We start from the raw sequence: 22,662 nt of genomic DNA, 5'->3' as shown, positions 1-22,662 counted from the left end.
TCATGACGACACAGATGACCGCGAACACCATGAGGAGCAACAGCAGGATCGCCTGGCCGATGCTGAACTTCTTCTGCATGATGCCTCCCGAGATTGATCGTATTCTATCGGACTCCCCTATAGTGACAATTCGATCACTATGGGTAAGCACAGGCCATGAAGGATGACGCGCGGGCACTGCTCACCGACGTGGCCAGGCTGCTGCTGGCGGGCAGCGCCGAGGGCGTCTTCGTCGTGCGCGAATCGGTCAGGCGGGTCGGCGCGGCCCACGGCCTCGACGCCGACCTGCTCGTCCTGCCCGACCAGCTCATCCTGCGCATCGACGACGGCACCACCAGCACCGTCGACGTCATCGAGACCATGCCCGGCCTGTCGCTCAGACGCCTGGAACAGGCCAAGCAACTCGTCACCGAGATGCACGCGGGCCTGTCCCTCGCAGAGGCCAGGCGGCGGCTCGACACGATTCTCGCCGCGCCCCCGCTCTACCCCTGGTGGCTGAGGATCGTCGGCGTCGTCCTCTTCACCGCATGCTTCGCCCCGAGCCTCGTGCCGACCTGGACGGAGCTGCTGACCACGGTGGCGCTCGGGGCGGTCATGGGGGTGCTCTTCGTCGCCTTCACCGGCCGCCGATGGGAGCCGCTACTGCCGCTCATCGGCTCGTTCGTGGTCGGCTGCCTCACGCTCACGGTGTTCGCCGAGGCCGCCTACGCGACCGGCCCTGTGATGCTGATGCTGCCCGCGCTGTTCATCGTGATCCCCGGCGACTACCTGTCGGCCGCCTCCGCGGAACTGGCCGTGGGCCGCATCTCGGCCGGCGCCACCCGGCTGGTGTGGGCGAGCTTCATCCTCGTCCAGATCATCATCGGCGTGGAGCTGGCCGCACAGGCCACCGGGGCCGGACGGCAGGCGCTCTTCGAGGCGTCCCAGCCAGGGACCCTGCCGTTCTGGTTCATCGTGCTGGCCTGGATCCCGTTCACCGTCGGCCTGGCGCTGACCTTCAACGCGAGCCTGCGCAACGTCCCGATCATGGCCGCGCTCACGATGGGCACCTACCTGCTGTACGCCGGCTTCGCCAAGCTCGGCGGCGAGCTCGTCGGCACCCTCGTGGCCGGCGCGGCCCTGGGCGCCGCCGCGACGCTGCTGGCACGATCGCCCGCCCTTCCTCCGCGGCTGGAGCTGGTGGTCGGCGGCTTCTTCACGCTGACCGTCGGCAGTCTCGGGCTGCGCGGGGTCACGGCGTTGATCGGCGGGCATCCGATCGTGGGGGCGCAGGACCTGTTCAGCTTCCTGCTGATCGTGCCGACGGTCGCCCTGGCACTGCTCGCGGGTTTCCTGCTGGTCCGCCAGGGGGCCCTTGACTTGCCCCGGTGAGTCGGGATACTTTCCGGCTAAATATAAAGGAAACTTTCCTAATAGTTTCCTTGCTCCCACCCCCTTCAGCCGGAGCAGAACATGAAACGACAGTTGATCGCCGTCCTCGGGGCCGTCCTGTTACCCCTGGGAACCTCCGTCGCCATCGCGCCCAGCGCCATGAGCGCCGTGCAGATGGCAGCCCCCGCGTGGGCGCCGTACACCACGTATGCGACCGGCGCGGTCGTCTCCTACAACGGAGTCGACTACACCGCCATCCAGGGCCACACCTCCCTGCCCGGCTGGGAGCCGCCGAACGTCCCGGCCCTGTGGCGTGCGGGTGGCGGCGGCGGAGGTGACACGCAGGCGCCCACCGTGCCGGGCAACCTGCGCACCACCGGCAACAGCACCAGCAGCATCGCGCTGGCCTGGAACGCCTCGACCGACAACGTCCAGGTCACCGGGTACGAGCTGTCCCGCGGCGGCACCGTGGTGGCCACCGTCACCGGGACCACCTACAACGACACCGGCCTGGCGGCCGGGACCAGCTACACCTACACCGTCCGGGCACGCGACGCCGCGGGCAACTGGTCGGCACAGTCCAGCCCGCTGAACGCCTCCACCCAGCAGGGCAACGGCGCACCCGGCCAGCCCGGCTCGCCGTCGGTCAGCGGCGTCACCAACACCTCGATCTCCCTGTCGTGGGGCGCCTCCAGCGGCACCGTCACCGGCTACCGCGTCTACGAGGGCAGCACCCAGCGCGCCCAGGTGACCGGCACCAGCGCCACCGTCTCCGGCCTGGCCGCCTGCACCTCCAAGACCTACACGATCAAGGCCTACAACTCCGTCGGCGAGTCGGCCGCCAGCGCCCCCGTCAGCGGCACCACCGCCGGCTGCACCGGCGGCGGCAACAAGCTGCTCGGCTACTTCGTGCAGTGGGGCGTCTACGGGCGCAACTACCACGTCAAGAACATCGACACCAGCGGCTCGGCCAGCAAGCTGACCCACATCAACTACGCCTTCGGCAACGTCCAGGGCGGCCGCTGCACCATCGGCGACTCCTACGCCGACTACGAGAAGGCCTACACCGCCGACCAGAGCGTCGACGGCGTCGCCGACACCTGGGACCAGCCGCTGCGCGGCAACTTCAACCAGCTGCGCAAGCTCAAGGCCAAGTACCCCAACATCAAGATCCTCTTCTCCTTCGGCGGCTGGACCTGGTCCGGCGGCTTCGGCCAGGCCGCACAGAACCCGGCCGCCTTCGCCGAGTCCTGCTACAACCTGGTCGAGGACCCGCGCTGGGCCGACGTCTTCGACGGCATCGACATCGACTGGGAGTACCCGAACGCCTGCGGCCTGACCTGTGACACCAGCGGCCCGGCCGCCTTCAAGAACCTGATGCAGGCGCTGCGCACCCGCTTCGGCTCCAGCAACCTGGTCACCGCCGCCATCACCGCCGACGGCAACAACGGCGGCAAGATCGACGCCGCCGACTACGGAGGCGCCGCGCAGTACATCGACTGGTACAACGTCATGACCTACGACTTCTTCGGCGCCTGGGCCGCCCAGGGCCCGACCGCCCCGCACTCGCCCCTGACCAACTACGCCGGCATCCCGACCCCGGGCTTCTACTCGGACAACGCCATCCAGAAGCTCAAGTCGAAGGGCGTACCGTCCAGCAAGCTGCTGCTCGGCATCGGCTTCTACGGCCGCGGCTGGCAGGGCGTCACCCAGTCCGCCCCCGGCGGCACCGCCACCGGCCCCGCGCCCGGCACCTACGAGCAGGGCAACGAGGACTACAAGGTCCTCAAGACCCGCTGCCCGGCCACCGGGACGATCGCCGGTACGGCTTACGCCCACTGCGGCAACCAGTGGTGGAGCTACGACACCCCCTCGACCATCGGAGGGAAGATGGGGTACTCCAAGCAGCAGGGACTCGGTGGTGCGTTCTTCTGGGAGCTGTCAGGTGACACGACCAACGGAGAGCTCATCAACGCCATGAAGGCGGGCCTCGCCTAAGGGTTCGACTCGTCCGAGCGGGCGCGGTTCCTTCGGGAGCCGCGCTCGTTCTTCGTTTATGCGCCCGCCTATACGTCCGGGCTCGGGGTCTCTATACGGGCTGCTCATACCGTCGAGATCATCCAACGACGAGAGGAGACCCGTATGAACCGGGCCTACGTGTGGGGCACGCCGAGTGTCGACTGGGGCGCACCCAGCCTCGAATGGAACTAGCCATCCCCCGTCTCGAAAGTCACTAGCCACCCCCGGGTGTGCCGGGGGGCTCTGTGCCGGGCGGCTCTGCCGGGCGGCTCTGCCGGGCGGCTCTGCCGGGCGGCTCTGCCGGGCGGCTCTGCCGGGGCGTCTGTGCCGGGGGGCTGTGCCGGGGCGGCTATGCCGGGAGCTGTGCCGGGCCCACCCGCCCGGCACAGCCCTACCCCGGCTCGAGCACGCGCGTCATCCAGACCGAATCGCCGCGCTCGGCATCCTCCGTGACGCGCCCGCTCCGATGGAAACCGACCTTCTCAAGCACGCGGAACGACGGGCGCGTTCCACTCCCGCACCGTCGCCCACAACCGCCGCCGCCCCGTGCGGGCAGCCGCCTCGACCACAGCCCGGGCCGCCTCCGTCGCGTAACCATGCCCGTGAGCGCGCCGCGCCAGTTCGTAGGCGATCTCGGGCTCGTCGAACGACGCCTGGCCGACGATCAGACCGCAATACCCGATGAACTCACCGGTGGCGCGCAACTCGATCGGCATCAGGCCGAGACCGGCCTCCTTCGTCAGGGGGTCGTCGAGAATCCAGGCGCGGAAGTCGTCGACCGTCGGACGTCCATCGGCGCCGATGCGGCGCAGCGCTCGCGGGTCTCGTTCCAGCCACAGGCCGCGATACCCCTCGGCATCGGCCGCCACCCACTGCCGCAACCGCAGCCGCTCGGTCACCAACTCGGTCGGCATCTCCATAAGTCACCACCTCGCCACGGTAGCCACCATCCCTCACCCGCCTCGGCGGAAAGCTCCCCCGGCGGCCCCTGATCTGCGCGCTCCGGCCAGCACAATCCCCGTACCCTGCGCCGGCCCGCGAACGTTGGGCGCGCTCCCAGGCCGTCACCAGCCCGAACGGCTAATCTCGGTGAGTGACCGTATCGGGGGAACGGCACGCCAGCTGGCTTGAGCTCTTCTTCGACCTCGTCGTGGTCGTGGCCGTCGTCCAGCTGGCGCATCGGCTGCACGAGCCGACCTTGGGCAGCGCGATCGTCACGTTCATGCTGTTCTACGCCATCTGGAGCGTGTGGATCTCCTACACGCTGTACGCCAACGTGGTCGCCGACCGGGTGAGAACGCGTTCGGTGCTGGTCGGCATGTTCGGCATGGGTGTCATGGCCGCGGCGGTACCCGGTGTGGACCACCGGCTGCCGGAGGTGCAAGACACCCGCGACTTCGCCTTCGCCCTCGCCTACGTCATCTGCCGGATGGCCGTCGGCGGCACCCTGCGCCGCGCGGGCACGGTGGTCACCTCCTGGCCCGCAGTCCAGCTGGGTCGCGGACTGGCGCTGGGACCGTGGATCGCCTCCCTCTTCCTGGATCCACCGCTGACCTACCAGCTGTGGTTCATCGGCATCGTGTTCGACGTTCTGATCTCAGTACGGCGGAGCCGCCACCCCGACCGCATCATGACGCGCATCCGCAAGAGGGAGCTCCAGCACAAGTCCCGGGAACGGGCCACGCTCGGAGCACTGGACATCAGTCATCTGGAGGAGCGGCTCGGCCTGTTCGTGATCATCGTGCTGGGCGAGGCGGTCATGCAGGTCGTGGTCGGCGCTTCCGCGACGCCATGGGACTTCTCCCTCGGCCTGACCGCCCTTGCCGCCTTCGCCATGGTGGTCGCCCTGTGGTGGCTCGCCTTCCAGTACGGAGTCAGCTCCGCCCCTCTGCCTCCCGGCCACCGGCCAAGACCCGCAGCCCTGCTGCCCGCGCACTTCGTGATGACCGGAGGGATCGCCGCGCTTGCCGCCGGACTCGGGGTGAGCGCGGAACATCCGGACTCACCGCTTCCGGGAGGCGTGTTGACCGTGATGTGCCTCGGGCTCACCGCCACCTTCGCGGCGTCGACGCTGCTGGGCGCCACGGCCGGCGCCGAACGACGTTGGACGTGGGCCTACGCCCTCCCCACCACGCTGCTGCCACTCGTGGTCGGCGTGTTCGGCCTGGGATCTCCCGGCTGGATCGTCGTCACCCTGCTACTGCTCGGACCGCTGTGGCGCATCAGATACCGACCCCGAGCCCTCTCCCCATCCCCTTGAGGCGGATTGCCGACTGCGGGGCAGCATGGCGCGCGGATCAGGCCCCGTGGTCTGGCATCACGAGTAGGTCGCCGCCGCCCTGAGACCACGAAGGCCCTCCCCGGATCACCCGGAAGGGCCTTCGTGCAGCAGAGCCGACTAGGGGAATCGAACCCCTGACCTTCTGTTTACAAGACAGATGCTCTACCGATTGAGCTAAGTCGGCACGGCCTAACAGTCTAGACGCTCACCGGCGCCGCTGACGAGCGACCTCGTACAACGCGATCCCCGCCGCGACCCCCGCGTTCAGCGACTCCGCCGCCGCGAACATGGGGATGCGTGCCACGTAGTCGCACTGCTCCCGCACCAGCCGCGACAGTCCCTTGCCCTCTGAACCGACCACGATGACGAGAGGTTCGCCGAGGAGTGACACCTCGTCGAGGTCCACGGTCGCCTCGCCGTCGAGGCCGACGACGAAGATGCCGGCCTCGCGGTATTCGCGCAGGGCGGCGGTGAGGTTGGCGGCGCGGGCGACGCGCATGGTGGCGAGGGTGCCGGCGGAGGTCTTCCAGGCGCCGCCGGTGACGCCGGCGGAGCGGCGGGACGGGACGAGGAGGCCGTGGGCGCCGAAGGCGGTGGCGGAGCGGGCGATGGCGCCGAGGTTGCGCGGGTCGGTGACGCCGTCGAGGGCGACGATCAGCGGGATCTCGGCGGCGTCCTGGGCGATCTCGATGAGTTCGGACGGGTGCGCGTAGTCGTAGGCCGGGATCTGGAGGGCGATGCCCTGGTGGACGGCGCCCTCGGTGAGGCGGTCGAGCTTGTCGCGGCTGACCTCGAGCAGGGCGATGCCGCGCTCGGCGGCGAGCTTGAGCGAGGCGCGCACGCGGTCGTCGCCGTCGAGGCGCGAGGCGACGTAGAGCGCCGAGGCGGGCACGCCGGCGGCGAGGGCCTCGGCGACCGGGTTGCGGCCGCCGATGTACTCGGGCGCGTCGTCGGACTTGCGCTGGCGCGGCGCGGACGACGGGCGGGAGCCTCCGCCGCGGTCTTCACGCGCGATGCGCTCGGTGCGCGCCTTGTCCTTGTACCAGTGGCGCGCTTCCTTCGGTGGCGTCGCGCCCTTGCCTTCCAGACTGCGACGTACTTTTCCGCCGCTGCCTTTGAGCGGACCCCGTTTCCTCATGGCACCAAGGTTACCCGCGTGACAGCTGCCAACGAGCCCCGTGGGGGGTGTCCTCGACGGTGATGCCCGCGGCGGTGAGGCCGTCGCGGATGGCGTCGGCCGCGGAGTAGTCCTTGCGGGCGCGGGCGGCGGCGCGCTGCTCCAGGGCGACCTTGACGAGCGCGTCGACGACGGGGGTGAGGTCGGAGCTGTCGCCGCGCCACTGGGCGGAGCGCGGGTCGAGGCCGAGGACGTCGAGCATGTTCTGGGTCTCGGCGAGCAGGCGGGCCACGGCCTCCTTGTCGCCGCGGCTCAGGGCCACGTTGCCTTCCCTGACGACCTCGTGGACGACGGCGAGCGCCTGGGGCGTGCCGAGGTCGTCGTCGAGCGCGTCGGCGAAGGCTTGCGGGAGGGGCGCGTGGGCGTCGACGTCGTGGATGACCTCGGCGGCGCGGGTGACGAAGCCCTCGATGCGCTGGTAGGCCGCGGCGGCCTCCAGCAGCGACTCCTCGGAGAAGTCGATGGAGGAGCGGTAGTGCGGCGTGGCCAGGTAGTAGCGCAGCTCGGCGGCGCGCACCTTCTTCAGCAGGTCGGGGATGAGCAGGGAGTTGCCGAGCGACTTGCTCATCTTCTCCGCGCCGATCTTGAGCATGCCGTTGTGCATCCAGTAGCGGGCGAAGCCGTCGCCGGCCGCCTGGGACTGGGCGATCTCGTTCTCGTGGTGCGGGAAGATCAGGTCGAGGCCGCCGCCGTGGATGTCGAACGTCGGCCCGAGGTACTTGGTGGCCATCGCGGAGCACTCGAGGTGCCAGCCGGGACGCCCGGGGCCCCAGGGGGTGGGCCAGGTGGGCTCGCCGGGCTTCTCGCCCTTCCACAGGGCGAAGTCGCGCGGGTCGCGCTTGGCCGAGTCATCGTCGCAGTCGGCCGCGGCACGCATGTTCTCGAGCTTCTGGTTCGACAGCGAGCCGTACTCCGTGGCGTACGACTGCGTGTCGAAGTAGACGTCGCCGGCCGAGGCGTAGGCGTGGCCGCGGTCGATCAGGCGCTGCATCAGCGTGATCATCTCGGGGACGTGGCCGGTGGCGCGCGGCTCGACCGTGGGCGGCAGGCAGCCGAGCTGGTCGTAGGCCCAGGTGAAGGCACGCTGGTTGCGCTCGGCGATCACGAACCACGGCACATCGTCGGCCGCGGCGACCCGGATGATCTTGTCGTCGATGTCGGTGACGTTCCTGCAGAAGGTGACGTCGTAGCCGGAGCGCGTGAGCCATCGGCGCAGCACGTCGAAGTTGACGCCCGAGCGGATGTGACCGATATGCGGCGGAGCCTGCACGGTGGCACCACACAGGTAGATCGACACCCGGCCGGCTTCGACCGGGACGAACTCGCGGACTGTGCGGGTGCTGGTGTCGTAAAGGCGCAGGCTCACAAAGGCAAGGCTAACGCCTCGCGCGACGTCGCATGCTGATTTGTCAGCCCCGTAGCGTCACCTTCTCGGGCGTCACGCGCACGATCACTCTCTCATTGCCCTCCGGCTCCTTCCAGTCCTGTCCCGAGTACTTGCGCGACAGCTCCTGAATGAGCGACCCGGTCGGATCATCCTCCATCGTCACGTTTCCACGCACTTCGACGTATACATAAGGATTGTCGGAATCGATGATCAGAATGCTCGCGCGCGGGTCACGCGCGAAATTGCGGTGCTTGCGACGGCCCTTGACGGTCGAGAACAGGATGTCGTCGCCGTCGGTCCGCACCCAGACCACCGTGGACTGCGGCCCACCGTCGGGATTGATGCTCGTCACGGTCGCGTAGTTGGCCGCGTCGAAGTACTTGCGCGCGCCCGCTGACAGCTCGCCCATGTGATTCCCCCTTGATCGGTTTCCCACCCCATTCTTCTGTAGGCTCGAAATCGCCATGGACGTGACTCCCCCTTCCACGCTGCGCCGCCTGGGTGTCGCCCTCGCCGGGCTCGCCGTCGCCGCACTCGCCGGCACCGCCTGCGCTCTGTCCTTCCACGACCTGCGCGACCTCGCCCTCAGCGGCGGGGCCTCGCCCGACCTGGCCTTCCTCTACCCCGTCGGCTTCTCGGCGCTGCTGCTCGTCGCCCTGCTCGCCGTGCTTTTGCTGAGCGCCGGCGGGCTGCTCGTGCGGGCACAGGCGGGGCTGGTGCTCGTGCTCCTGATCGTGGCCGCCGGCGCGGCCAACGTCGGGGCGGTGGTGGGGTTCCGTTTCGACGTACGGCACGCGGCCGTCGGCGTCGCCGTGGCGCCCTGGGTGATGCTGGCGATCGCGCTGTGGTTGTGGCTGGTGATCATTAAGCACGTGCAGGAGCGCCGCAGCTCGCGGGGCGAGGGTACGGCGGAGCCGGATCTGGTGCCGTTCGAGCAGGGGAAGCGGCAGGCGATTCCGGCGCTGCCCTGGGAGGACGACGGGAGGGAGTCGGCGGCGGTTGCGGGTGCCGCCGAGCCGTTGGGGCGTCAGGTGCCCGAGCCCAGGACGGAGCCGCTGCCGGATCCGGAGCCGGTGCCTGAGCCGATCCCCTTTCCGAGCAGGCCGAAGAGGAAGCGGGAGCCGAAGCCGCTCCCGGAGCCCGAGCCGGTGCCTGTGCCGATTCCGGTGCCGATTCCGGGGCCGGAGCCGGTGCCTGGCCCGGTGGAGCCGGTCGAGCCGCTGCCCGAACCCGAGCCGATGCCCGAACCCGAGCCGATGCCGGAGCCCGAGCCGATGCCGGAGCCCCAGGCGCCGCCGGAGCCCGAGCCTTGGGAGAGGTCGGAGGCTGAGGCGAGGTCAGAGGTCTCCGCCTACGCCGCGCCAGGGCCGAGGGCGGAGGAGGCCGGGCCGAAGGTTGAGGCCGCTGACTACGCCGAGCCAGGGTCGGACGCCGAGCACGGCCATGAGTATGAGCACGCCCATGAGTATGAGCTCCCCCCGCACCTCGAGCAGGGTGCCGAGTCGCGCGCCTTCGACCGCGACGTCGAGCTGCTGCCGGAAACTGCCCCCAGCCCTGAGCTGCTGAGCGAGCCCGAACCGCCGCCCGCCCCTAAAGACGCGCCGCTGCCCGAGCCGGAGTCTCAGCCCGAGCCGGAGCCTGACCCCGAGCCCGAGCCGGAGCCGGAGCCGGAGCCGGAGCCGGAGCCGGAGCCGGAGCCGGAGCCGGAGCCCGTGCGTAAGGCCGTGCGGTGGGGTGATCGGGTGAAGCCCGCCACGACCGACAAGCTCGTCCACCCCGCCGGCCCCGACCCCGACCACGAGCACGACAACCCGGACCCCGAGCACGGCCCCGATGCCGCCGATGAGGTCCCCCGGGCGGCCCGCCGCCCGTTGAACGAGGCGCCCGCCGGGAGGCTGAGGAGCACCCCGCTCCCCCCGGGCGACGAGTAAGGACGCACGCAACAGGCCCGCCCCCACCTCGTCGTGGGAGCGGGCCTGTAGCGCTTATGTCACAGACGACTACCGCGACCGCGCCGGAGTCCGGCCACCAGGCCGACACCGATGACGGCCAGAACCACCTGCATGACGAGCTCGATCCAGTCGATGCCCGCCGTGTTGGACACGTTCATCGCCTGGGCGATGAACGTACCGATCAGCGCCGCGACGATGCCGACGACGATCGTCAGGATCCATCCGATGGCCTGGCGGCCAGGGATGAGCAGACGGCCGATCGCGCCGACGACGGCGCCGATCACGATTGCGCCGAGAATGGATTCGATGGTCATGAAAACCTCCCCGTGAGGGTGACACCTTCACTCCCACGGCCAGCGAGCTACCCGCTCACCACCAGTTATGCATGACCTTCTAAAATCCCCAGGTCAGACGCCTGATTTCCCTCCTGAGCGCGGCATGGCGACGATCAGGATGGCCACGGCGGCGCAGGCGATCTGCAGTGCCCACTGGATCCAGTTGATGCCTCGGGTGTCGGAGACGCCGAACAGGTACGCCAGGAACGTGCCGACGAGCGCACCGACCACGCCCAGGAGCCAGGTCATCGTCAGCGAGATGTTCTGCTTGCCTGGAATGAGCAGCCGCGCGATGGCCCCGATGACGATGCCGAACACGATGGCCCAGATGATCGATCCGATCATTCGTATCCCCCCTCACATGCGGAGATACCCGGATCGGCCAGGAAGTACGCCTGGTTGGGGAGGACGGCGGCCCGTACCGCGCCAGTGACGAACCGCCGCCCCCGAACTCGACGGGCTTCCAGCGCGAAACTGGTCGGCACCGCCCGCCGGGATACCCTCAACGCATCCCGTTAGTTGACGCGCTGTTCGGGCGATTGGTTCACGACGAGTGCGTTGGCGATCGCGCCGAGGCCCTCGCCGCGGCCGGTGAAGCCCAGTCCGTCGGTGGTGGCGGCGCTGAGGCTCACAGGAGCCCCCACAAGCTCTGAGAGCACCTTCTCGGCCTCCTGGCGCCGGGGAGCCAGTTTCGGGCGGTTACCGACGACCTGGACCGCCACGTTGCCGATCAGGAAGCCGGCCTCGCCGACAAGCCTGACGGTCTCGGCCACCAGCGTGGCGCCGGACGCGCCCGCCCAGCGGGGGTCGGACGTGCCGAAGACCGCGCCCAGGTCACCGAGACCGGACGCGGACAGGAGGGCGTTGCAGATCGCGTGGCAGACGACGTCGGCGTCGGAGTGGCCTTCGAGGCCCGTCTCGCCGGGCCAGTGGAGCCCGGCCAGGTGCAACTCGCGCCCAGATGCGAACGGGTGGACGTCGATACCGACGCCCACCCGGGGAAGATTCGCGTTCAGGAGTTGAGAACCTCGTCGAGCAGGGCCTCGGCCTTGTCTTCGTTGGTCTTCTCCGCCAGCGCGAGCTCACTCACCAGTATCTGGCGAGCCTTGGCCAGCATTCGCTTCTCACCCGCGGAAAGGCCGCGCTCGCGGTCCCTCCGCCACAGGTCCCGAACGACTTCGGCGACCTTGTTCACATCTCCAGAAGCGAGCTTCTCAAGATTGGCCTTGTAACGGCGCGACCAGTTGGTCGGCTCTTCCGTGTGCGGCATGCGAAGAACATCGAAAACGCGCTCAAGGCCTTCCTGGCCGACAACGTCGCGCACGCCGACGAGTTCTGCGTTTTCCGCCGGCACCTGGACGGTAAGGTCGCCCTTGTCGACCTTGAGCACCAGGTAGGTCTTCTCCACACCCTTGATGGTCCGGGTTGTGATTTCTTCGATCCTGGCAGCCCCATGGTGGGGGTAGACGACTGTGTCGCCGACCTGGAAAGTCATGTGACAAGTACCCCTTCCGCTGTACTCCAGGGTACCACGCGTCCAGAGTCTCCCGGAACAGTGAAATCACCATAACTGCAGGTCAAAGCCGCATATTTGGGCTTGACATCCCTACAACTCTATGAATCGCAAACCATGACATAGCTAATGACCTGCAGGGGTGCGGGAATGACCATGGAATCGGGTGGATAAGGTGGGCGCTGCCAACTCCTCTCCATGCTAAGGAGACTCCCTCGTGACCAGCCGACGCTGGATTATCGCCGCCGCCGCGCTCCTGGCAGCCCCGGTTCTGGCCGGCTGTTCCGCCGGATTCCATGCCAACACCAACAAGCCGTACATGCCGGTCGAGGGCGCGGCGCTCATCGACCACGCGGCCGACCTGCCGACGTACGGCGGCAAGCAGGGCCTGACCATCCCCCAGGTGTTCATCCTCGGCCCCGACGCCGGCGCGCAGCTGGCCCAGGGCGGCAAGGCCCCGGTGTACCTGAACGCGCTCTCCTACTCGGGCGACGCCCTCCAGGCGGTCACCGCCGAGGGCCTGGGCACGGTCACCCTCACCAGCCCGATCGAGCTTCCCGCCAACCAGCTTGTCAACACCGGCAAGCCGACCCCGCAGGTGATGATCGACGGTCTGGCCAAGCCGCTCCACGGCGGCGAGAGCTTCAAGCTCACCTTCCAGTTCGCCAAGGCCGGCGCCGTGACCCTGGACGTGCCCGTGGTGACCCGTAGCCGCGAATACACGGCCTACCCGATGGCTCCGGGCGCCACCCCCGCCCCGACGCCCTCTGCGAGCCCCACGGAGCACGCAGAAGAGGGCGGGCACTGACACCCTGCCGACAACCCTCCTGGCAACCCCGGCGCGGGCTGGGCGCCGTTAAGAAGACTTCGTCCTCTGGCACAGCGCCGACGCCGAACGAAAGAGCGGCCGGTTCCACGAAGGAACCGGCCGCTCCGCCGTACTCAAAGCGCGATCACTCGTTGGGCTCGAACTTGTACCCCAGCCCGCGCACGGTCAGGATGCACCGCGGGTTCGACGGGTCGGCCTCCACCTTGGCCCGCAGCCGCTTCACGTGCACGTCCAGGGTCTTGGTGTCGCCCACGTAGTCGGCGCCCCACACGCGGTCGATCAGCTGGCCACGCGTCAGCACCCGCCCGGCGTTGCGCAGCAGCACCTCGAGCAGCTCGAACTCCTTCAGGGGCAGCTGCACCTGCGAGCCGCGCACCGACACGATGTGCCGGTCCACGTCCATGCGCACGGGCCCGGCCGCCAGCACGGCGTTGTCGGGCTCGTCGGTGACGTCGCCCTGCCGGCGCAGCACCGCCCTGATCCTGGCCACCAGCTCACGCGAGGAGAAGGGCTTGGTCACGTAGTCGTCGGCGCCCAGTTCGAGGCCGACCACCTTGTCGATCTCACTGTCCTTGGCGGTCAGCATGATGACCGGCACCTTGGAGCGCTGCCGCAGCGAACGGCACACCTCCGTGCCGGGCAGGCCGGGCAGCATCAGGTCGAGCAGCACGAGGTCGGCGCCGCTGCGGTCGAAGATGTCGAGCGCCTCGGGCCCGGTGCCCGCGACGGAGACCTCGAAGCCCTCCTTGCGGAGCATGTAGGACAAGGCGTCGGAGAACGACTCTTCGTCCTCCACAACAAGAACGCGCGTCATAGGGCCGCCTCCAGGGGTTTGGGTACTGCCACCGCGGTGCCGCCGAAGGCGGGCAGCCGCAGCGTGAACGTGGATCCGGAGCCTTCCTTGCTCCAGACCGTCACCTCGCCGCCGTGGGCGGCGGCGACGTGCTTGACGATGGCCAGGCCGAGCCCGGTGCCGCCGGTGGCGCGCGATCGTGCGGCGTCGACGCGGAAGAATCGCTCGAAGATGCGCTCCAGGGCCTCCTCCGGGATGCCGATGCCCTGGTCGCTGACGCTGATCTCGACCGATTCCCCGGCCGGCCTGGTGCTGACGACCACGCGGGTGTGCTCGGGGCTGTAGGCGATGGCGTTGTCGATGAGGTTGCGCAGCGCGGTGGCGAGCAGTTCCTCGTCGCCCCACACGCGCAGGCCCTCCAGCCCGCCCGAGACGAGCGTGATGTCCTTGCCCGCGGCCTTGGTCGTGGAGTAGTCGATGGCCTCGTGCACGACCTCGTCGATCAGCACCTGGCCGGGGGTCGGGATGGGCTCGGCGCCCTGGATGCGCGACAGCGTGATCAGGTCCTGCACCAGGTAGGCGAGGCGGGCGGCCTCGTGCTGCATGCGCCCGGCGAAGCGGGTGACCGCCTCGGGGTCGTCGGCGGCGTCCTGGATGGTCTCGGCCAGCAGGCTCAGCGCGCCCACCGGGGTCTTCAGCTCGTGGCTGACGTTGGCGACGAAGTCGCGGCGTACCGCGTCGACCCGCCGCATCTCGGTCTGGTCCTCGGCCAGCACGAGCACCTGGCCGTGCGAGCCGAGCGGCGCCACCCGTACGGCGAAGCTGGTGGTCTCCTGGCCGAAGCGGTGCCCGGCGACCTCGATCTCGCTCTCGCGGATCTCGCCGTCCCTTCGCACCTGCCTGGCCAGCGCCAGCAGTTCGGCCGCCATCAGCCGGTCGCCCTTGACGAGCCCGAACGCCCGCGCCGCCGAACTCGCCCGCAGCACCCGGTCGTGGGCGTCGAGCACCACGGCCGACGACGGGAGCACCGCCAGCACCGAGGCCACGCCCTGCGGCAGCGCGCCGACCTCCGCGTCGTGCGACGACTCGGTCCGGTTCGGCGTCTCGATCTGGTTGCGGTAGAACAGCACGGCGAACGCGCCCACCACGAATCCGGCCAAGGCGGCCAAGCTCATGGCCATCTCACTCATGTCTTCGATGGTAGGTGGGTATTTCCAGGACACCGACCCATGACCTGGACCCTTCCCGCAAAGTTCACTTAGCGGTTGGGGGTCGTTCATCGCCAGGCACGTACGTTGAGTCCATGCGTGACGCCTACCACGAAGAACTCGACGCCCTCACCGGGCGCCTCGTAGAAATGACCCGCCTGGTGCGCTCGGCCATCTCCCGGGCGACCACAGCCCTGCTCGACGCCGACCTGCAGCTGGCCGAGAGCGTGATCTCCCGTGACGAGGAGGTCAACCGGCTCTTCGCGGAGGTGGAGGCGTCCGTCTTCGAGCTCATGGTGCGCCAGCAGCCCGTCGCCATCGACCTGCGCATGATCATCACCGCGCTCCGCATGGGCACCGACCTGGAGCGTATGGGCGACCTGGCCGAGCACGTCGCCAAGGTCGCGCGCCTGCGTCACCCCGAGTCCGCCATCCCCGCCGACATGCGCCCGACCATCCTGGAGATGGGCCAGATCGCCGAGAACATCGTCAGCAAGGCCGGCAGCTGCATCGCCCGCCGCGACGTCGAATCGGCGCTGGAGCTGGAGCACGACGACGACGCCATGGACAGGCTGCACCGCAAGCTCTTCCGCGAGATCCTCGGCAAGGACTGGAAGCACGGCCTGGAGCCGGCCATCGACATCACGCTGATCGGCCGCTACTACGAGAGGTACGCCGACCACGCGGTGCGCATCGCCCGCGACGTCGTCTACCTCGTGACCGGCTCGCGCCCCTCCTGAACATTCACCCCCCGATCGGCGTCAAAGCGTGCGAGGGGGTGAAGTCATGAAAAGAGTCATCGCGATCCTCGTCGTCGCGGCGGGCCTGCTCGTCGTGGCCCCGGTGGCCGCCCAGGCGGCGCCCACGTTCCCGTACCCGGTCCTGCGGCGCGGCGGCGAGAGCGGCCCGAACGTCCTGATCCTGCAACACCTGCTGCGCGGCCAGCGCGACATGTGGGTGAAGGCGATCCCCGCCGACGGGGTGTACGGCAAGCGCACGGAGGAGTTCGTCAAGGCCTACCAGGGCCTCGTCGGGCTGCCGCAGGACGGCGTGGCGGGCGCGCACACCTGGACGCGCCTGATCGCCGACAACACGCTGCGGCCGGGCGACAGGGGCGAGGAGGTGCGCGCCGTGCAGTGGGGCCTGGTCAAGAACGGCCACCTGATCCGAGAGCAGGTGGACGGCGCCTTCGGCACCAACACCGAGCGCGAGCTGAGGCGCTTCCAGCGTTTCACCGGCACCTCGATCGACGGCATCGTCGGCGTGCAGACCTGGCGCGCGCTGATCACCTGGGGCAACAACGACTAGGAGGGGAAGGGCGCGAGCCGCACCCGGCTCGCGCCCTGTCACCTCTGCTGGTGGTCGTCGCGTGTGATCCCGTAGAGGACCTGGTCGTGCCAGCGCCCCTCGCGCCACTGTGCCTGCCGTACGACGCCCTCGCGGGTGAAGCCGGCCTTCTCCAGCGTGCGCTGCTCGGCCACGTTCGCCACGTCGGTGTTGGCCTGGATGCGCTGCGCCCTGGTGTGGTCGAACAGGTAGGCGACGACCTGGCGGTGCGCCTCGGTGCCGATGCCGCGGCCGCGGAAGCCGGCCAGCACCCGGATGCCGATCGCCCAGCACCATGACGTGCCGGGAGGTCCCCACAGGAGCTTGGACCACTCGATGCGGCCCGCCACCTCGTCGCTGTCGCAGATCGTCAGCACGCCGCCCTCCTCGCCGAGCATGCCGTCCTCGGCCAGGCGCCGGCGGGGTGCGACCGGGTTGCGGTAGCCGAACCACTGGTGGGCGCCGGCGCCGTCCTGACCCTGGAACTCGGCGTCGAAGACGTCGAGGTCGTGCGGCTCGACGGGGCGGAGGGTGACGGTCATCAGCGGCCCTGGTTGGCGACGGCCTCGATGGCGGCCTTGGCCGCGTCGGGGTCGAGGTAGCGACCGCCGGGCGTGACCGGGCGGTAGTCGGCGTCGAGCTCGTAGACGAGCGGGATGCCGGTCGGGATGTTGAGGCCCGCGATGGCCTCGTCGGAGATGCCGTCGAGGTGCTTGACCAGTGCGCGCAGCGAGTTGCCGTGCGCGGCGACCATGACGACCCTGCCGGCGACCATGTCGGTGACGATCTGGTCGTACCAGTACGGCAGGGCCCGGTCGATGACGTCCTTGAGGCACTCGGTGCGCGGCATGAGCTCGGAGGGAAGCGACGCGTAGCGGGCGTCACCCACCTGGGAGTATTCGTCGCCGTCGGCGATGGGGGGCGGCGGCACGTCGAAGGAGCGCCGCCACAGCATGAACTGCTCGTCGCCGAACTCGGCCCTGGTCTGCGCCTTGTCCTTGCCCTGCAGCGCGCCGTAGTGGCGCTCGTTGAGCCGCCAGGAGCGCTTGACCGGCAGCCACTGCAGGTCGGCGGTCTCCAGGGCCAGGTTGGCGGTGCGGATCGCCCGGTTCAGCAGGCTGGTGTGCACCACGTCGGGCCGGATGCCGGCCTCGATCAGCAGCTCACCGGCTCGCCGCGCCTCGGACTCGCCCTTCGCCGACAGCGGGGCGTCGACCCAGCCGGTGAACAGACCCTTGACGTTCCATTCGCTTTCGCCGTGCCGTACCAGCACCAAAGTAGCCATGAAGGCCATCCTAGGGAGCGGCGAAGCGGGCGAAGGCCTGGAGGTTGGCGGTGGACTCGCCGTTCTTGAGCCGCCAGGCCCACTCGCGCCGGATGGAGGAGGCGAAGCCCAGCTCAAGGGCCTTGTCGAAGCCGTCGTCCGCGTACGTGAGCACGCAGCCGAGCAGGCGGTCGATCTCATCAGGCGAGATGGCCGTCAGCGGGACGCGCCCCACCAGGTACACGTCGCCCACGGGGTCGAGGGCGAAGTGCACGCCGTACATGGAGCCGTTCTTGGTCAGCAGCCACTTGTAGAACTCGGCGTGGTTCTCGTCGGGCTGACGGCAGAAGAAGGCCTCGACGTGCAGCGCCTGCTCGCCGACGATGAGCCAGGCCATGGTGGCGAGCTTGTGCTGTCCGGGCAGCCTGACCAGGAAGTGGCCGGGCCGGGGCTCCTCGAACGAGACGTCGAGCCCTTTCAGGATCTCCCTCATACCGCAACCCTAAGAGACGCGTTGGCGACGGCTCCCGCGTACACCTCCATGAGGCGTGCGGCGGTGGCCGACCAGCCGAAGGCGGCGGCGTGGGCGCGTGCTCCCGACGACAGCCCGTCGCGCCAGCGCGGGCTGGTGACGAAGCGGTTGAGCACGGAGGCCCAGTCCTGCGGGTCGTGGCTGTCGACGAGGACGCCGGAGACGCCGTCGCGTACGGCGGTGCGCAGGCCGCCCACGGCGGCGGCGGCGACGGGGGTGCCGCAGGCCTGCGATTCGAGGGCGACGAGGCCGAACGACTCGTTGTAGGACGGTACGACGGTCACGTCGGCGGCGCGGTACCAGTCGGCGAGCTCGTGCTGCGGGGCCGGGGGCACGAGCCGCACGACGTCGGAGATGCCCAGCTCCGTGGCGAGGTCGACGAGCACGTCAGGGCGGGCCAGTCCGTTGCCCGAGGGCCCGCCGACGCAGGCGACGACCAGCCGTTCGCGCAGCGAGGGCTCCTCGATGAGCATGCGGGCGGCGGCGCGCAGCAGCACGTCGGGGGCCTTCAGCGGCTGGATGCGTCCGACGAACAGCAGCACGTGCGCGTTCTGCGGCAGCCCGAGGCGGTGACGGGCGGCGCCCTGCGACGCGGGCTGGAAGACGGTGAGGTTGACGCCGGGGTTCACCACGGCGACGCGGTCCTCGGGGGCGCAGTAGAGCTCGCGCAGTTCGAGCGCCTCGTCGGCGGTGTTGGCGACGAGGCGGTCGGCCACCTCGACGACCTGCTCCTCGCCGAGCACGCGTGCCTGGGGCTCGGGCCTGTCGCCCTTGGCCAGCAGCAGGTTCTTGACCTTGGCCATCGTGTGCATGGTGTGCACGAGCGGCACGCCCCAGCGTTCCTTCGCCAGCCAGCCGACCTGGCCCGACAGCCAGTAGTGGGAGTGGATGACGTCGTAGCGGCCCGGCTCGTACATGGCCTCGGTCCGCAACACGCCCGACAGGAACGCGCACAACTGCGCGGGCATGTCCGCGCGGTCCAGTTCCTCGTACGGCCCCGCGGTCACGTGCCGCACGGAGACGCCGGGCGCGAGCTCGACGACCGGCGGCAGGTCCCGGCCGGTCTGCCGGGTGAAGATCTCGACCTCCACCCCCAGCTGCGCGAGCCGTTTTGCGGATTCGACGATGTAGACGTTCATGCCACCCGCGTCACCCGTGCCGGGCTGATCGAGTGGTGACGTGTGCATGCTGATCGTCGCGACCCGGTTCACGCGTCTGCGCCGCACCGGACATCACCTCCAAAAGGTTGCTAACCATCCAGGTCAACGCGACATTCCCGGCACATTATGGTTGGCCCCATGAAGAAGACGGCTGTGGTGACCGGCGCCAGCAGCGGGATCGGCGAGGCGACCGCCCGCAGGCTGGCCGCTGAGGGATTTCACGTGGTGGCGGCGGCCAGGCGTGGTGACCGCCTGGAGAAGCTTGCGTCCGAAATTTCGGACATAACCCCCTTTGTCCTCGACGTTACGTCACAGGAATCCGTCGACTCCCTGGCGGGGTCCCTGGAGCGCGTCGACGTGCTCGTCAACAACGCCGGGGGCGCGATCGGCCTGGAGTCCGTCGCCGAAGGGCGCATCGACGACTGGCAGCGCATGTACGACATCAACGTGCTCGGCTCCCTGCGCATGACCCAGGCCCTGCTGCCCAAGCTGGTCGCCACGGGCGACGGCGTCCTCGTCATGCTGACGAGCGTCGCCGGACTGGTCTCCTACGAGGGCGGCGGCGGCTACTGCGCCGCCAAGCACGCCCAGACCTCCATGGTCGAGACCCTCCGGCTGGAACTGGTCGGCCAGCCGCTGCGCATCATCGAGATCGCCCCCGGCATGGTCCAGACCGAGGAGTTCTCCCTCACCCGTTTCCGCGGCGACTCCGAGCGCGCCCACAAGGTCTACGAGGGTGTGCCAGGACCGCTGGTCGCCGACGACGTGGCCGACGCCATCGCCTGGACCGTCACGCGGCCCTGGCACGTCAACATCGACCGGCTCGTCATCCGGCCGCGCGCCCAGGCCGCACAGCACAAGGTCCACCGGGAGAATTAGCCGCATGGCCAGACCGGTCGGGACGATCACGCGCGGCACCACGGGTGTCAACCGGCTGCGCCGTGCCGACCGGTGGATCCTGGCCGCCCACGGGCATCTGCTCAGGACCGCCGACCGGCCCCTGATCGTGGACCTGGGCTACGGCGCCTCCCCCGTCACGACGCTGGAGCTCTTCCAGCGCCTGGGAGGCGCGCAGGTCGTCGGCATCGAGATCGACCCTGCCAGGGTCGCCGTCGCCAAGCCGTACGAACGGCCCGGCCTGAGCTTCAGGCTCGGCGGGTTCGAGCTGCCCGTCGACCGGCCGCCGACCCTGATCAGGGCGTTCAACGTGCTCAGGCAGTACGGCGAGGCGGAGGCGTGGTCGTACTGGGAGCTGCTGACCGGCAAACTCGCCTCCGGCGGAGTCCTGGTGGAGGGCACCTGCTCGGAGACCGGCCACCGGGCGGTGTGGGCCGGCCTCGATCGCGAAGGGCCGCGCACGCTCACCTTCTCCGCCCGCTTCGACGCCTTCGAGCGCCCCTCCGACCTGGCCGACCGGCTGCCCAAGACGCTCATCCACCGCAACGTGCCCGGCGAGCGCATCCACACCTTCCTGCGCGACTGGGACCGCGCCTGGGCGCACGCCGCGCCGTACGAGAACCACGGGCGGCGGCAACGATGGCTGCGGGCGACCGGGCTGCTGGCCCAGGACTGGCCGGTCTTCCGCCACCCGCCACTGGGCGGCCGGGCACGATGGCGGCTGGGTGAGCTGAGTGTGCCCTGGAGCTGCGTGGCGCCGTGAGGGCTCCCCGGCGAGTGAGATATGTCTCCCCGCCTGCCTGCTCGACGCTCTGTAGTACTACGCTGGTGAGTGTGAAGGGTCTAGGCGAGCTCGAACGCAGCATCATGGACATCCTCTGGGCGGAGAACACTCCCCTGACGGCCCGGGAGGTCGGCCGCCTCATCGCCGAGCGCGATCTGGCGCCCACCACCGTCATGACCGTCCTGGACCGCCTGACCCGCAAAGGTTTCCTTGAGCGCACCCGCGACGGCCGGGCATGGCGTTACGAACCGGCGGAAAGCCGCGACTCCTACGTCGCCGAGCTTATGCTGGAGGCTCTCGACATGACGGGTGACCGTTCGGCCGCCCTCGCACGCTTCGCCAAGGCCGTTTCGGGCGACGAGGCGGAGATCCTGCGCAAGGCGTTGTTGGAGCTGGAGGAAGAGTGATCACCGCGGCGGTGCTGGCCGCGCTGGCCCTGGGCTGCGCGCTCGGCGCCTGGCGCTTCACTTCCGCGCGGTGGACCTACCGCGCTCCTCGCGTGGCGATCCTCCTGTGGCAGGCGCTCGGCGTCGCCTGGGGGCTGGCCAGCGTGGGCGCCCTGCTGGCCTATGCCGTTCAGCCCTATGACCAGGGCGTGCTCCAAGGCCTGGTCGCCTTCGCCGGCGGCGGCTCGCCGTCGGGCTCGTGGGACCTTCCGCACCTGCTCGCGCTCATCGCCGGACTGTCGCTGCTGGCGGTCCTCATCGCCGTGACCGTCTCCGCCGGGGTCCAGACCCTGCGCGCCCGCCGCCGCCACCGCATGCTGCTGGCTCTCATCGCCCGCGAAGACCCCGAGATCCCCGGCGTGCGCGTGCTCGACCACCCGAGCGCCGCCGCCTACTGCGTGCCCGGCTGGAACTCCGAGGTCGTCGTCAGCGCGGGCACGATGGAGCTGCTGTCGCAGGACGAGCTCGCCGCTGTGCTCGCCCACGAGGCGGCGCACGTGCGCGAGCGCCACGACCTGGTGCTGCTGCCCTTCGGCGCGCTGCGCGCCGCCCTGCCGTGGTCGAAGGTGGTCGCCGAGGCGCAGTCGCAGGTCGAGCTGCTCATCGAGATGGCCGCCGACGACTGGGCCCGCCGCCACGTCTCCCCCCGCCGCCTCGCGACCGCGCTGCTCAGGTTCGGTACGGCAGGCGCGATGCCCGCCCCGCACGGCATGCTCGGGGCGCAGTCGCACGTGATGGCGCGGGTCGACCGGCTGATCAAGCCGGGCCCCGGCCTGTCGCGCGGGATGCGCTATGGAATCCTGACGTTCTGCGTGATTCTCACCACATCTGCGCCGTTTTTGTGGGTAATCCCGCTCTGACCTGCGCTAACTATTGCTAGCACTCCGTTTGCAATTGCAAGCACCGCGAGGCAGACTATGAGGCATGGCACTACCCAAGGTCGGCTCGATCGGTGAATACATCCGTGAGCAACGCCAGCAGGCGAAGATCTCTCTTCGCCAGCTCGCCGAGCAAGCGGGCGTGTCCAATCCGTACCTGAGCCAGATCGAGCGTGGCCTGCGCAAGCCGAGCGCGGAGATCCTGAACCAGATCGCCAAGGGTCTGCACATCTCCGCCCAGGCGCTCTACGTGCAGGCGGGCCTCATCGAGGACCGCGAGCCACCGAGCGACGTGATCGCCGCGATCCGGGCCGACACCTTCATCACCGGGCGCCAGCGCCAGGTGCTGATCGATATCTACGAGTCGTTCCGCAAGGAGAACCGCCCGGCCGGGGGGCCGGACGACCAAGCGGACGACGAGTCGCCATTGCCAGAGGAGCTTCTCTCCGCGATCGAAGCGGTCACCTCGAGCAACGGCACCCGTCACCAGTCCACCCAGGAGGGGTAACA

At 69.5% G+C, this 22,662-nt stretch carries 26 protein-coding genes and 1 tRNA gene; 12 read left to right on the top strand and 15 right to left on the bottom strand.

From position 1 onward, the window contains the following. Positions 1-156: 156 nt before the first annotated feature. Together HNR30_RS41865 and HNR30_RS41860 are read left to right on the top strand one after the other, a co-directional pair. The gene (locus HNR30_RS41865) at positions 157-1,371 is read left to right on the top strand and encodes a threonine/serine exporter family protein (protein WP_181615772.1); all 1,215 of its coding nucleotides are present in this window, start codon (positions 157-159) and stop codon (positions 1,369-1,371) included. 81 nt (positions 1,372-1,452) lie between these two features. Continuing rightward, on the top strand, positions 1,453-3,369 hold the full coding sequence (locus HNR30_RS41860; RefSeq protein ID WP_181615771.1) for a glycosyl hydrolase family 18 protein: 1,917 nt from the start codon (positions 1,453-1,455) through the stop codon (positions 3,367-3,369). A gap of 503 nt (positions 3,370-3,872) precedes the next feature. Here HNR30_RS41860 and HNR30_RS41855 read toward each other — a convergent pair. Beyond that, positions 3,873-4,310 (bottom strand): GNAT family N-acetyltransferase, encoded by a 438-nt coding sequence (locus HNR30_RS41855; protein ID WP_246380197.1) that lies wholly within the window; start codon positions 4,308-4,310, stop codon positions 3,873-3,875. 173 nt (positions 4,311-4,483) lie between these two features. Here HNR30_RS41855 and HNR30_RS41850 point away from each other — a divergent pair, with 173 nt between their 5' ends. Beyond that, on the top strand, positions 4,484-5,650 hold the full coding sequence (locus tag HNR30_RS41850) for a low temperature requirement protein A (protein WP_181615770.1): 1,167 nt from the start codon (positions 4,484-4,486) through the stop codon (positions 5,648-5,650). A gap of 132 nt (positions 5,651-5,782) precedes the next feature. On the opposite strand, the gene HNR30_RS41845 is transcribed toward HNR30_RS41850, so the two are convergent. The 4 genes from HNR30_RS41845 to HNR30_RS41830 form a co-directional block, all read right to left on the bottom strand. After that, a tRNA-Thr gene (locus HNR30_RS41845) sits at positions 5,783-5,855 on the bottom strand. Between the two features lie 21 nt (positions 5,856-5,876). Next, the gene (gene rlmB / locus HNR30_RS41840; RefSeq protein WP_181615769.1) at positions 5,877-6,809 is read right to left on the bottom strand and encodes a 23S rRNA (guanosine(2251)-2'-O)-methyltransferase RlmB; all 933 of its coding nucleotides are present in this window, start codon (positions 6,807-6,809) and stop codon (positions 5,877-5,879) included. Positions 6,810-6,819: 10 nt separating this feature from the next. Further along, complete coding sequence (gene cysS, locus HNR30_RS41835; protein ID WP_181615768.1) at positions 6,820-8,214, bottom strand: cysteine--tRNA ligase; 1,395 nt, start codon at positions 8,212-8,214, stop codon at positions 6,820-6,822. A gap of 43 nt (positions 8,215-8,257) precedes the next feature. Continuing rightward, positions 8,258-8,644, bottom strand: a complete 387-nt coding sequence (locus HNR30_RS41830) for a PPOX class F420-dependent oxidoreductase (RefSeq protein WP_181615767.1) — start codon at positions 8,642-8,644, stop codon at positions 8,258-8,260. 55 nt (positions 8,645-8,699) lie between these two features. Between HNR30_RS41830 and HNR30_RS41825 the strand changes: the two genes are divergently transcribed. After that, complete coding sequence (locus HNR30_RS41825) at positions 8,700-10,166, top strand: DUF2637 domain-containing protein (protein WP_181615766.1); 1,467 nt, start codon at positions 8,700-8,702, stop codon at positions 10,164-10,166. Positions 10,167-10,225: 59 nt separating this feature from the next. Here the strand turns inward: HNR30_RS41825 and HNR30_RS41820 are convergent, their stop codons facing one another. From HNR30_RS41820 to HNR30_RS41805, 4 genes are all read right to left on the bottom strand, one after another. Next, positions 10,226-10,501, bottom strand: coding sequence for a GlsB/YeaQ/YmgE family stress response membrane protein (locus HNR30_RS41820; RefSeq protein WP_181615765.1), 276 nt, complete (start codon positions 10,499-10,501; stop codon positions 10,226-10,228). Between the two features lie 93 nt (positions 10,502-10,594). Continuing rightward, entirely contained in the window at positions 10,595-10,867 is a 273-nt protein-coding gene (locus tag HNR30_RS41815) for a GlsB/YeaQ/YmgE family stress response membrane protein (protein WP_181615764.1), read from the bottom strand. Between the two features lie 170 nt (positions 10,868-11,037). Continuing rightward, on the bottom strand, positions 11,038-11,517 hold the full coding sequence (gene ispF, locus HNR30_RS41810; RefSeq protein WP_181615763.1) for a 2-C-methyl-D-erythritol 2,4-cyclodiphosphate synthase: 480 nt from the start codon (positions 11,515-11,517) through the stop codon (positions 11,038-11,040). Between the two features lie 17 nt (positions 11,518-11,534). After that, positions 11,535-12,017: a CarD family transcriptional regulator gene (locus tag HNR30_RS41805; protein ID WP_181615762.1), complete on the bottom strand. Its 483-nt coding sequence runs from the start codon at positions 12,015-12,017 to the stop codon at positions 11,535-11,537. 235 nt (positions 12,018-12,252) lie between these two features. Between HNR30_RS41805 and HNR30_RS41800 the strand changes: the two genes are divergently transcribed. Beyond that, positions 12,253-12,843 carry a copper chaperone PCu(A)C domain-containing protein gene (locus HNR30_RS41800; protein ID WP_312895025.1) on the top strand — a complete coding sequence of 197 codons (591 nt, stop codon included), beginning with the start codon at positions 12,253-12,255 and terminating at the stop codon, positions 12,841-12,843. Between the two features lie 145 nt (positions 12,844-12,988). On the opposite strand, the gene HNR30_RS41795 is transcribed toward HNR30_RS41800, so the two are convergent. Both HNR30_RS41795 and HNR30_RS41790 read right to left on the bottom strand, forming a co-directional pair. Further along, positions 12,989-13,678, bottom strand: a complete 690-nt coding sequence (locus tag HNR30_RS41795) for a response regulator (protein WP_181615761.1) — start codon at positions 13,676-13,678, stop codon at positions 12,989-12,991. Next, positions 13,675-14,847 (bottom strand): sensor histidine kinase, encoded by a 1,173-nt coding sequence (locus HNR30_RS41790; RefSeq protein WP_181615760.1) that lies wholly within the window; start codon positions 14,845-14,847, stop codon positions 13,675-13,677. The genes HNR30_RS41795 and HNR30_RS41790 overlap by 4 nt, the downstream gene beginning before the upstream one ends. A 113-nt stretch (positions 14,848-14,960) precedes the next feature. Between HNR30_RS41790 and phoU the strand changes: the two genes are divergently transcribed. After that, the gene (gene phoU, locus HNR30_RS41785) at positions 14,961-15,605 is read left to right on the top strand and encodes a phosphate signaling complex protein PhoU (protein ID WP_181615759.1); all 645 of its coding nucleotides are present in this window, start codon (positions 14,961-14,963) and stop codon (positions 15,603-15,605) included. Positions 15,606-15,651: 46 nt separating this feature from the next. Then, positions 15,652-16,173, top strand: coding sequence for a peptidoglycan-binding domain-containing protein (locus HNR30_RS41780; protein WP_181615758.1), 522 nt, complete (start codon positions 15,652-15,654; stop codon positions 16,171-16,173). 38 nt (positions 16,174-16,211) lie between these two features. Here HNR30_RS41780 and HNR30_RS41775 read toward each other — a convergent pair whose 3' ends face one another. From HNR30_RS41775 to mshA, 4 genes are read right to left on the bottom strand one after another with little or no spacing between them, the layout of a single operon-like run. Then, a complete protein-coding gene (locus HNR30_RS41775; RefSeq protein WP_246380196.1) occupies positions 16,212-16,733 on the bottom strand; it encodes a GNAT family N-acetyltransferase in 522 nt (173 codons plus the stop codon). Continuing rightward, positions 16,733-17,476, bottom strand: a complete 744-nt coding sequence (locus HNR30_RS41770; RefSeq protein ID WP_181615757.1) for a phosphoglyceromutase — start codon at positions 17,474-17,476, stop codon at positions 16,733-16,735. The genes HNR30_RS41775 and HNR30_RS41770 overlap by 1 nt, the downstream gene beginning before the upstream one ends. A 10-nt stretch (positions 17,477-17,486) precedes the next feature. Then, positions 17,487-17,948 (bottom strand): type III secretion system chaperone family protein, encoded by a 462-nt coding sequence (locus HNR30_RS41765; protein ID WP_181615756.1) that lies wholly within the window; start codon positions 17,946-17,948, stop codon positions 17,487-17,489. Then, entirely contained in the window at positions 17,945-19,213 is a 1,269-nt protein-coding gene (gene mshA, locus HNR30_RS41760; protein WP_312895024.1) for a D-inositol-3-phosphate glycosyltransferase, read from the bottom strand. The genes HNR30_RS41765 and mshA overlap by 4 nt, the downstream gene beginning before the upstream one ends. A gap of 72 nt (positions 19,214-19,285) precedes the next feature. On the opposite strand from mshA, the gene HNR30_RS41755 reads away from it, so the two are divergent. The 5 genes from HNR30_RS41755 (at position 19,286) to HNR30_RS41735 (ending at position 22,660) form a co-directional block, all read left to right on the top strand. After that, entirely contained in the window at positions 19,286-20,026 is a 741-nt protein-coding gene (locus HNR30_RS41755) for an SDR family NAD(P)-dependent oxidoreductase (protein ID WP_181615755.1), read from the top strand. A 4-nt stretch (positions 20,027-20,030) separates the two neighbouring features. After that, positions 20,031-20,807, top strand: coding sequence for a class I SAM-dependent methyltransferase (locus HNR30_RS41750; RefSeq protein WP_181615754.1), 777 nt, complete (start codon positions 20,031-20,033; stop codon positions 20,805-20,807). A 71-nt stretch (positions 20,808-20,878) separates the two neighbouring features. Next, positions 20,879-21,235: a BlaI/MecI/CopY family transcriptional regulator gene (locus tag HNR30_RS41745; protein ID WP_181615753.1), complete on the top strand. Its 357-nt coding sequence runs from the start codon at positions 20,879-20,881 to the stop codon at positions 21,233-21,235. Beyond that, on the top strand, positions 21,232-22,134 hold the full coding sequence (locus tag HNR30_RS41740; RefSeq protein ID WP_181615752.1) for a M56 family metallopeptidase: 903 nt from the start codon (positions 21,232-21,234) through the stop codon (positions 22,132-22,134). The genes HNR30_RS41745 and HNR30_RS41740 overlap by 4 nt, the downstream gene beginning before the upstream one ends. A 64-nt stretch (positions 22,135-22,198) precedes the next feature. After that, positions 22,199-22,660 (top strand): helix-turn-helix domain-containing protein, encoded by a 462-nt coding sequence (locus HNR30_RS41735; protein ID WP_181615751.1) that lies wholly within the window; start codon positions 22,199-22,201, stop codon positions 22,658-22,660. The last annotated feature ends 2 nt before the right edge of the window (positions 22,661-22,662 follow it).

This window comes from Nonomuraea soli, assembly GCF_013761175.1.
GTDB classification, from domain to species: domain Bacteria; phylum Actinomycetota; class Actinomycetes; order Streptosporangiales; family Streptosporangiaceae; genus Nonomuraea; species Nonomuraea soli.
The sequence above is the reverse complement of the archived record's forward strand: the minus strand, read 5'-3'. Positions and strand labels throughout refer to the sequence as shown.

Coding starts and splice junctions, on each gene's coding strand:
- HNR30_RS41815 (WP_181615764.1), bottom strand. CDS start 10,867: ATGATCGGATCGATCATCTGGGCCATCGTGTTCGGCATCGTCATCGGG.
- HNR30_RS41780 (WP_181615758.1), top strand. CDS start 15,652: ATGAAAAGAGTCATCGCGATCCTCGTCGTCGCGGCGGGCCTGCTCGTC.
- phoU (WP_181615759.1), top strand. CDS start 14,961: ATGCGTGACGCCTACCACGAAGAACTCGACGCCCTCACCGGGCGCCTC.
- HNR30_RS41825 (WP_181615766.1), top strand. CDS start 8,700: ATGGACGTGACTCCCCCTTCCACGCTGCGCCGCCTGGGTGTCGCCCTC.
- HNR30_RS41735 (WP_181615751.1), top strand. CDS start 22,199: ATGGCACTACCCAAGGTCGGCTCGATCGGTGAATACATCCGTGAGCAA.
- HNR30_RS41860 (WP_181615771.1), top strand. CDS start 1,453: ATGAAACGACAGTTGATCGCCGTCCTCGGGGCCGTCCTGTTACCCCTG.
- HNR30_RS41830 (WP_181615767.1), bottom strand. CDS start 8,644: ATGGGCGAGCTGTCAGCGGGCGCGCGCAAGTACTTCGACGCGGCCAAC.
- HNR30_RS41770 (WP_181615757.1), bottom strand. CDS start 17,476: ATGGCTACTTTGGTGCTGGTACGGCACGGCGAAAGCGAATGGAACGTC.
- HNR30_RS41755 (WP_181615755.1), top strand. CDS start 19,286: ATGAAGAAGACGGCTGTGGTGACCGGCGCCAGCAGCGGGATCGGCGAG.
- HNR30_RS41790 (WP_181615760.1), bottom strand. CDS start 14,847: ATGAGTGAGATGGCCATGAGCTTGGCCGCCTTGGCCGGATTCGTGGTG.
- HNR30_RS41805 (WP_181615762.1), bottom strand. CDS start 12,017: ATGACTTTCCAGGTCGGCGACACAGTCGTCTACCCCCACCATGGGGCT.
- HNR30_RS41795 (WP_181615761.1), bottom strand. CDS start 13,678: ATGACGCGCGTTCTTGTTGTGGAGGACGAAGAGTCGTTCTCCGACGCC.
- HNR30_RS41820 (WP_181615765.1), bottom strand. CDS start 10,501: ATGACCATCGAATCCATTCTCGGCGCAATCGTGATCGGCGCCGTCGTC.
- rlmB (WP_181615769.1), bottom strand. CDS start 6,809: ATGAGGAAACGGGGTCCGCTCAAAGGCAGCGGCGGAAAAGTACGTCGC.
- HNR30_RS41765 (WP_181615756.1), bottom strand. CDS start 17,948: ATGAGGGAGATCCTGAAAGGGCTCGACGTCTCGTTCGAGGAGCCCCGG.
- HNR30_RS41855 (WP_246380197.1), bottom strand. CDS start 4,310: ATGGAGATGCCGACCGAGTTGGTGACCGAGCGGCTGCGGTTGCGGCAG.
- HNR30_RS41750 (WP_181615754.1), top strand. CDS start 20,031: ATGGCCAGACCGGTCGGGACGATCACGCGCGGCACCACGGGTGTCAAC.
- HNR30_RS41865 (WP_181615772.1), top strand. CDS start 157: ATGAAGGATGACGCGCGGGCACTGCTCACCGACGTGGCCAGGCTGCTG.
- HNR30_RS41775 (WP_246380196.1), bottom strand. CDS start 16,733: ATGACCGTCACCCTCCGCCCCGTCGAGCCGCACGACCTCGACGTCTTC.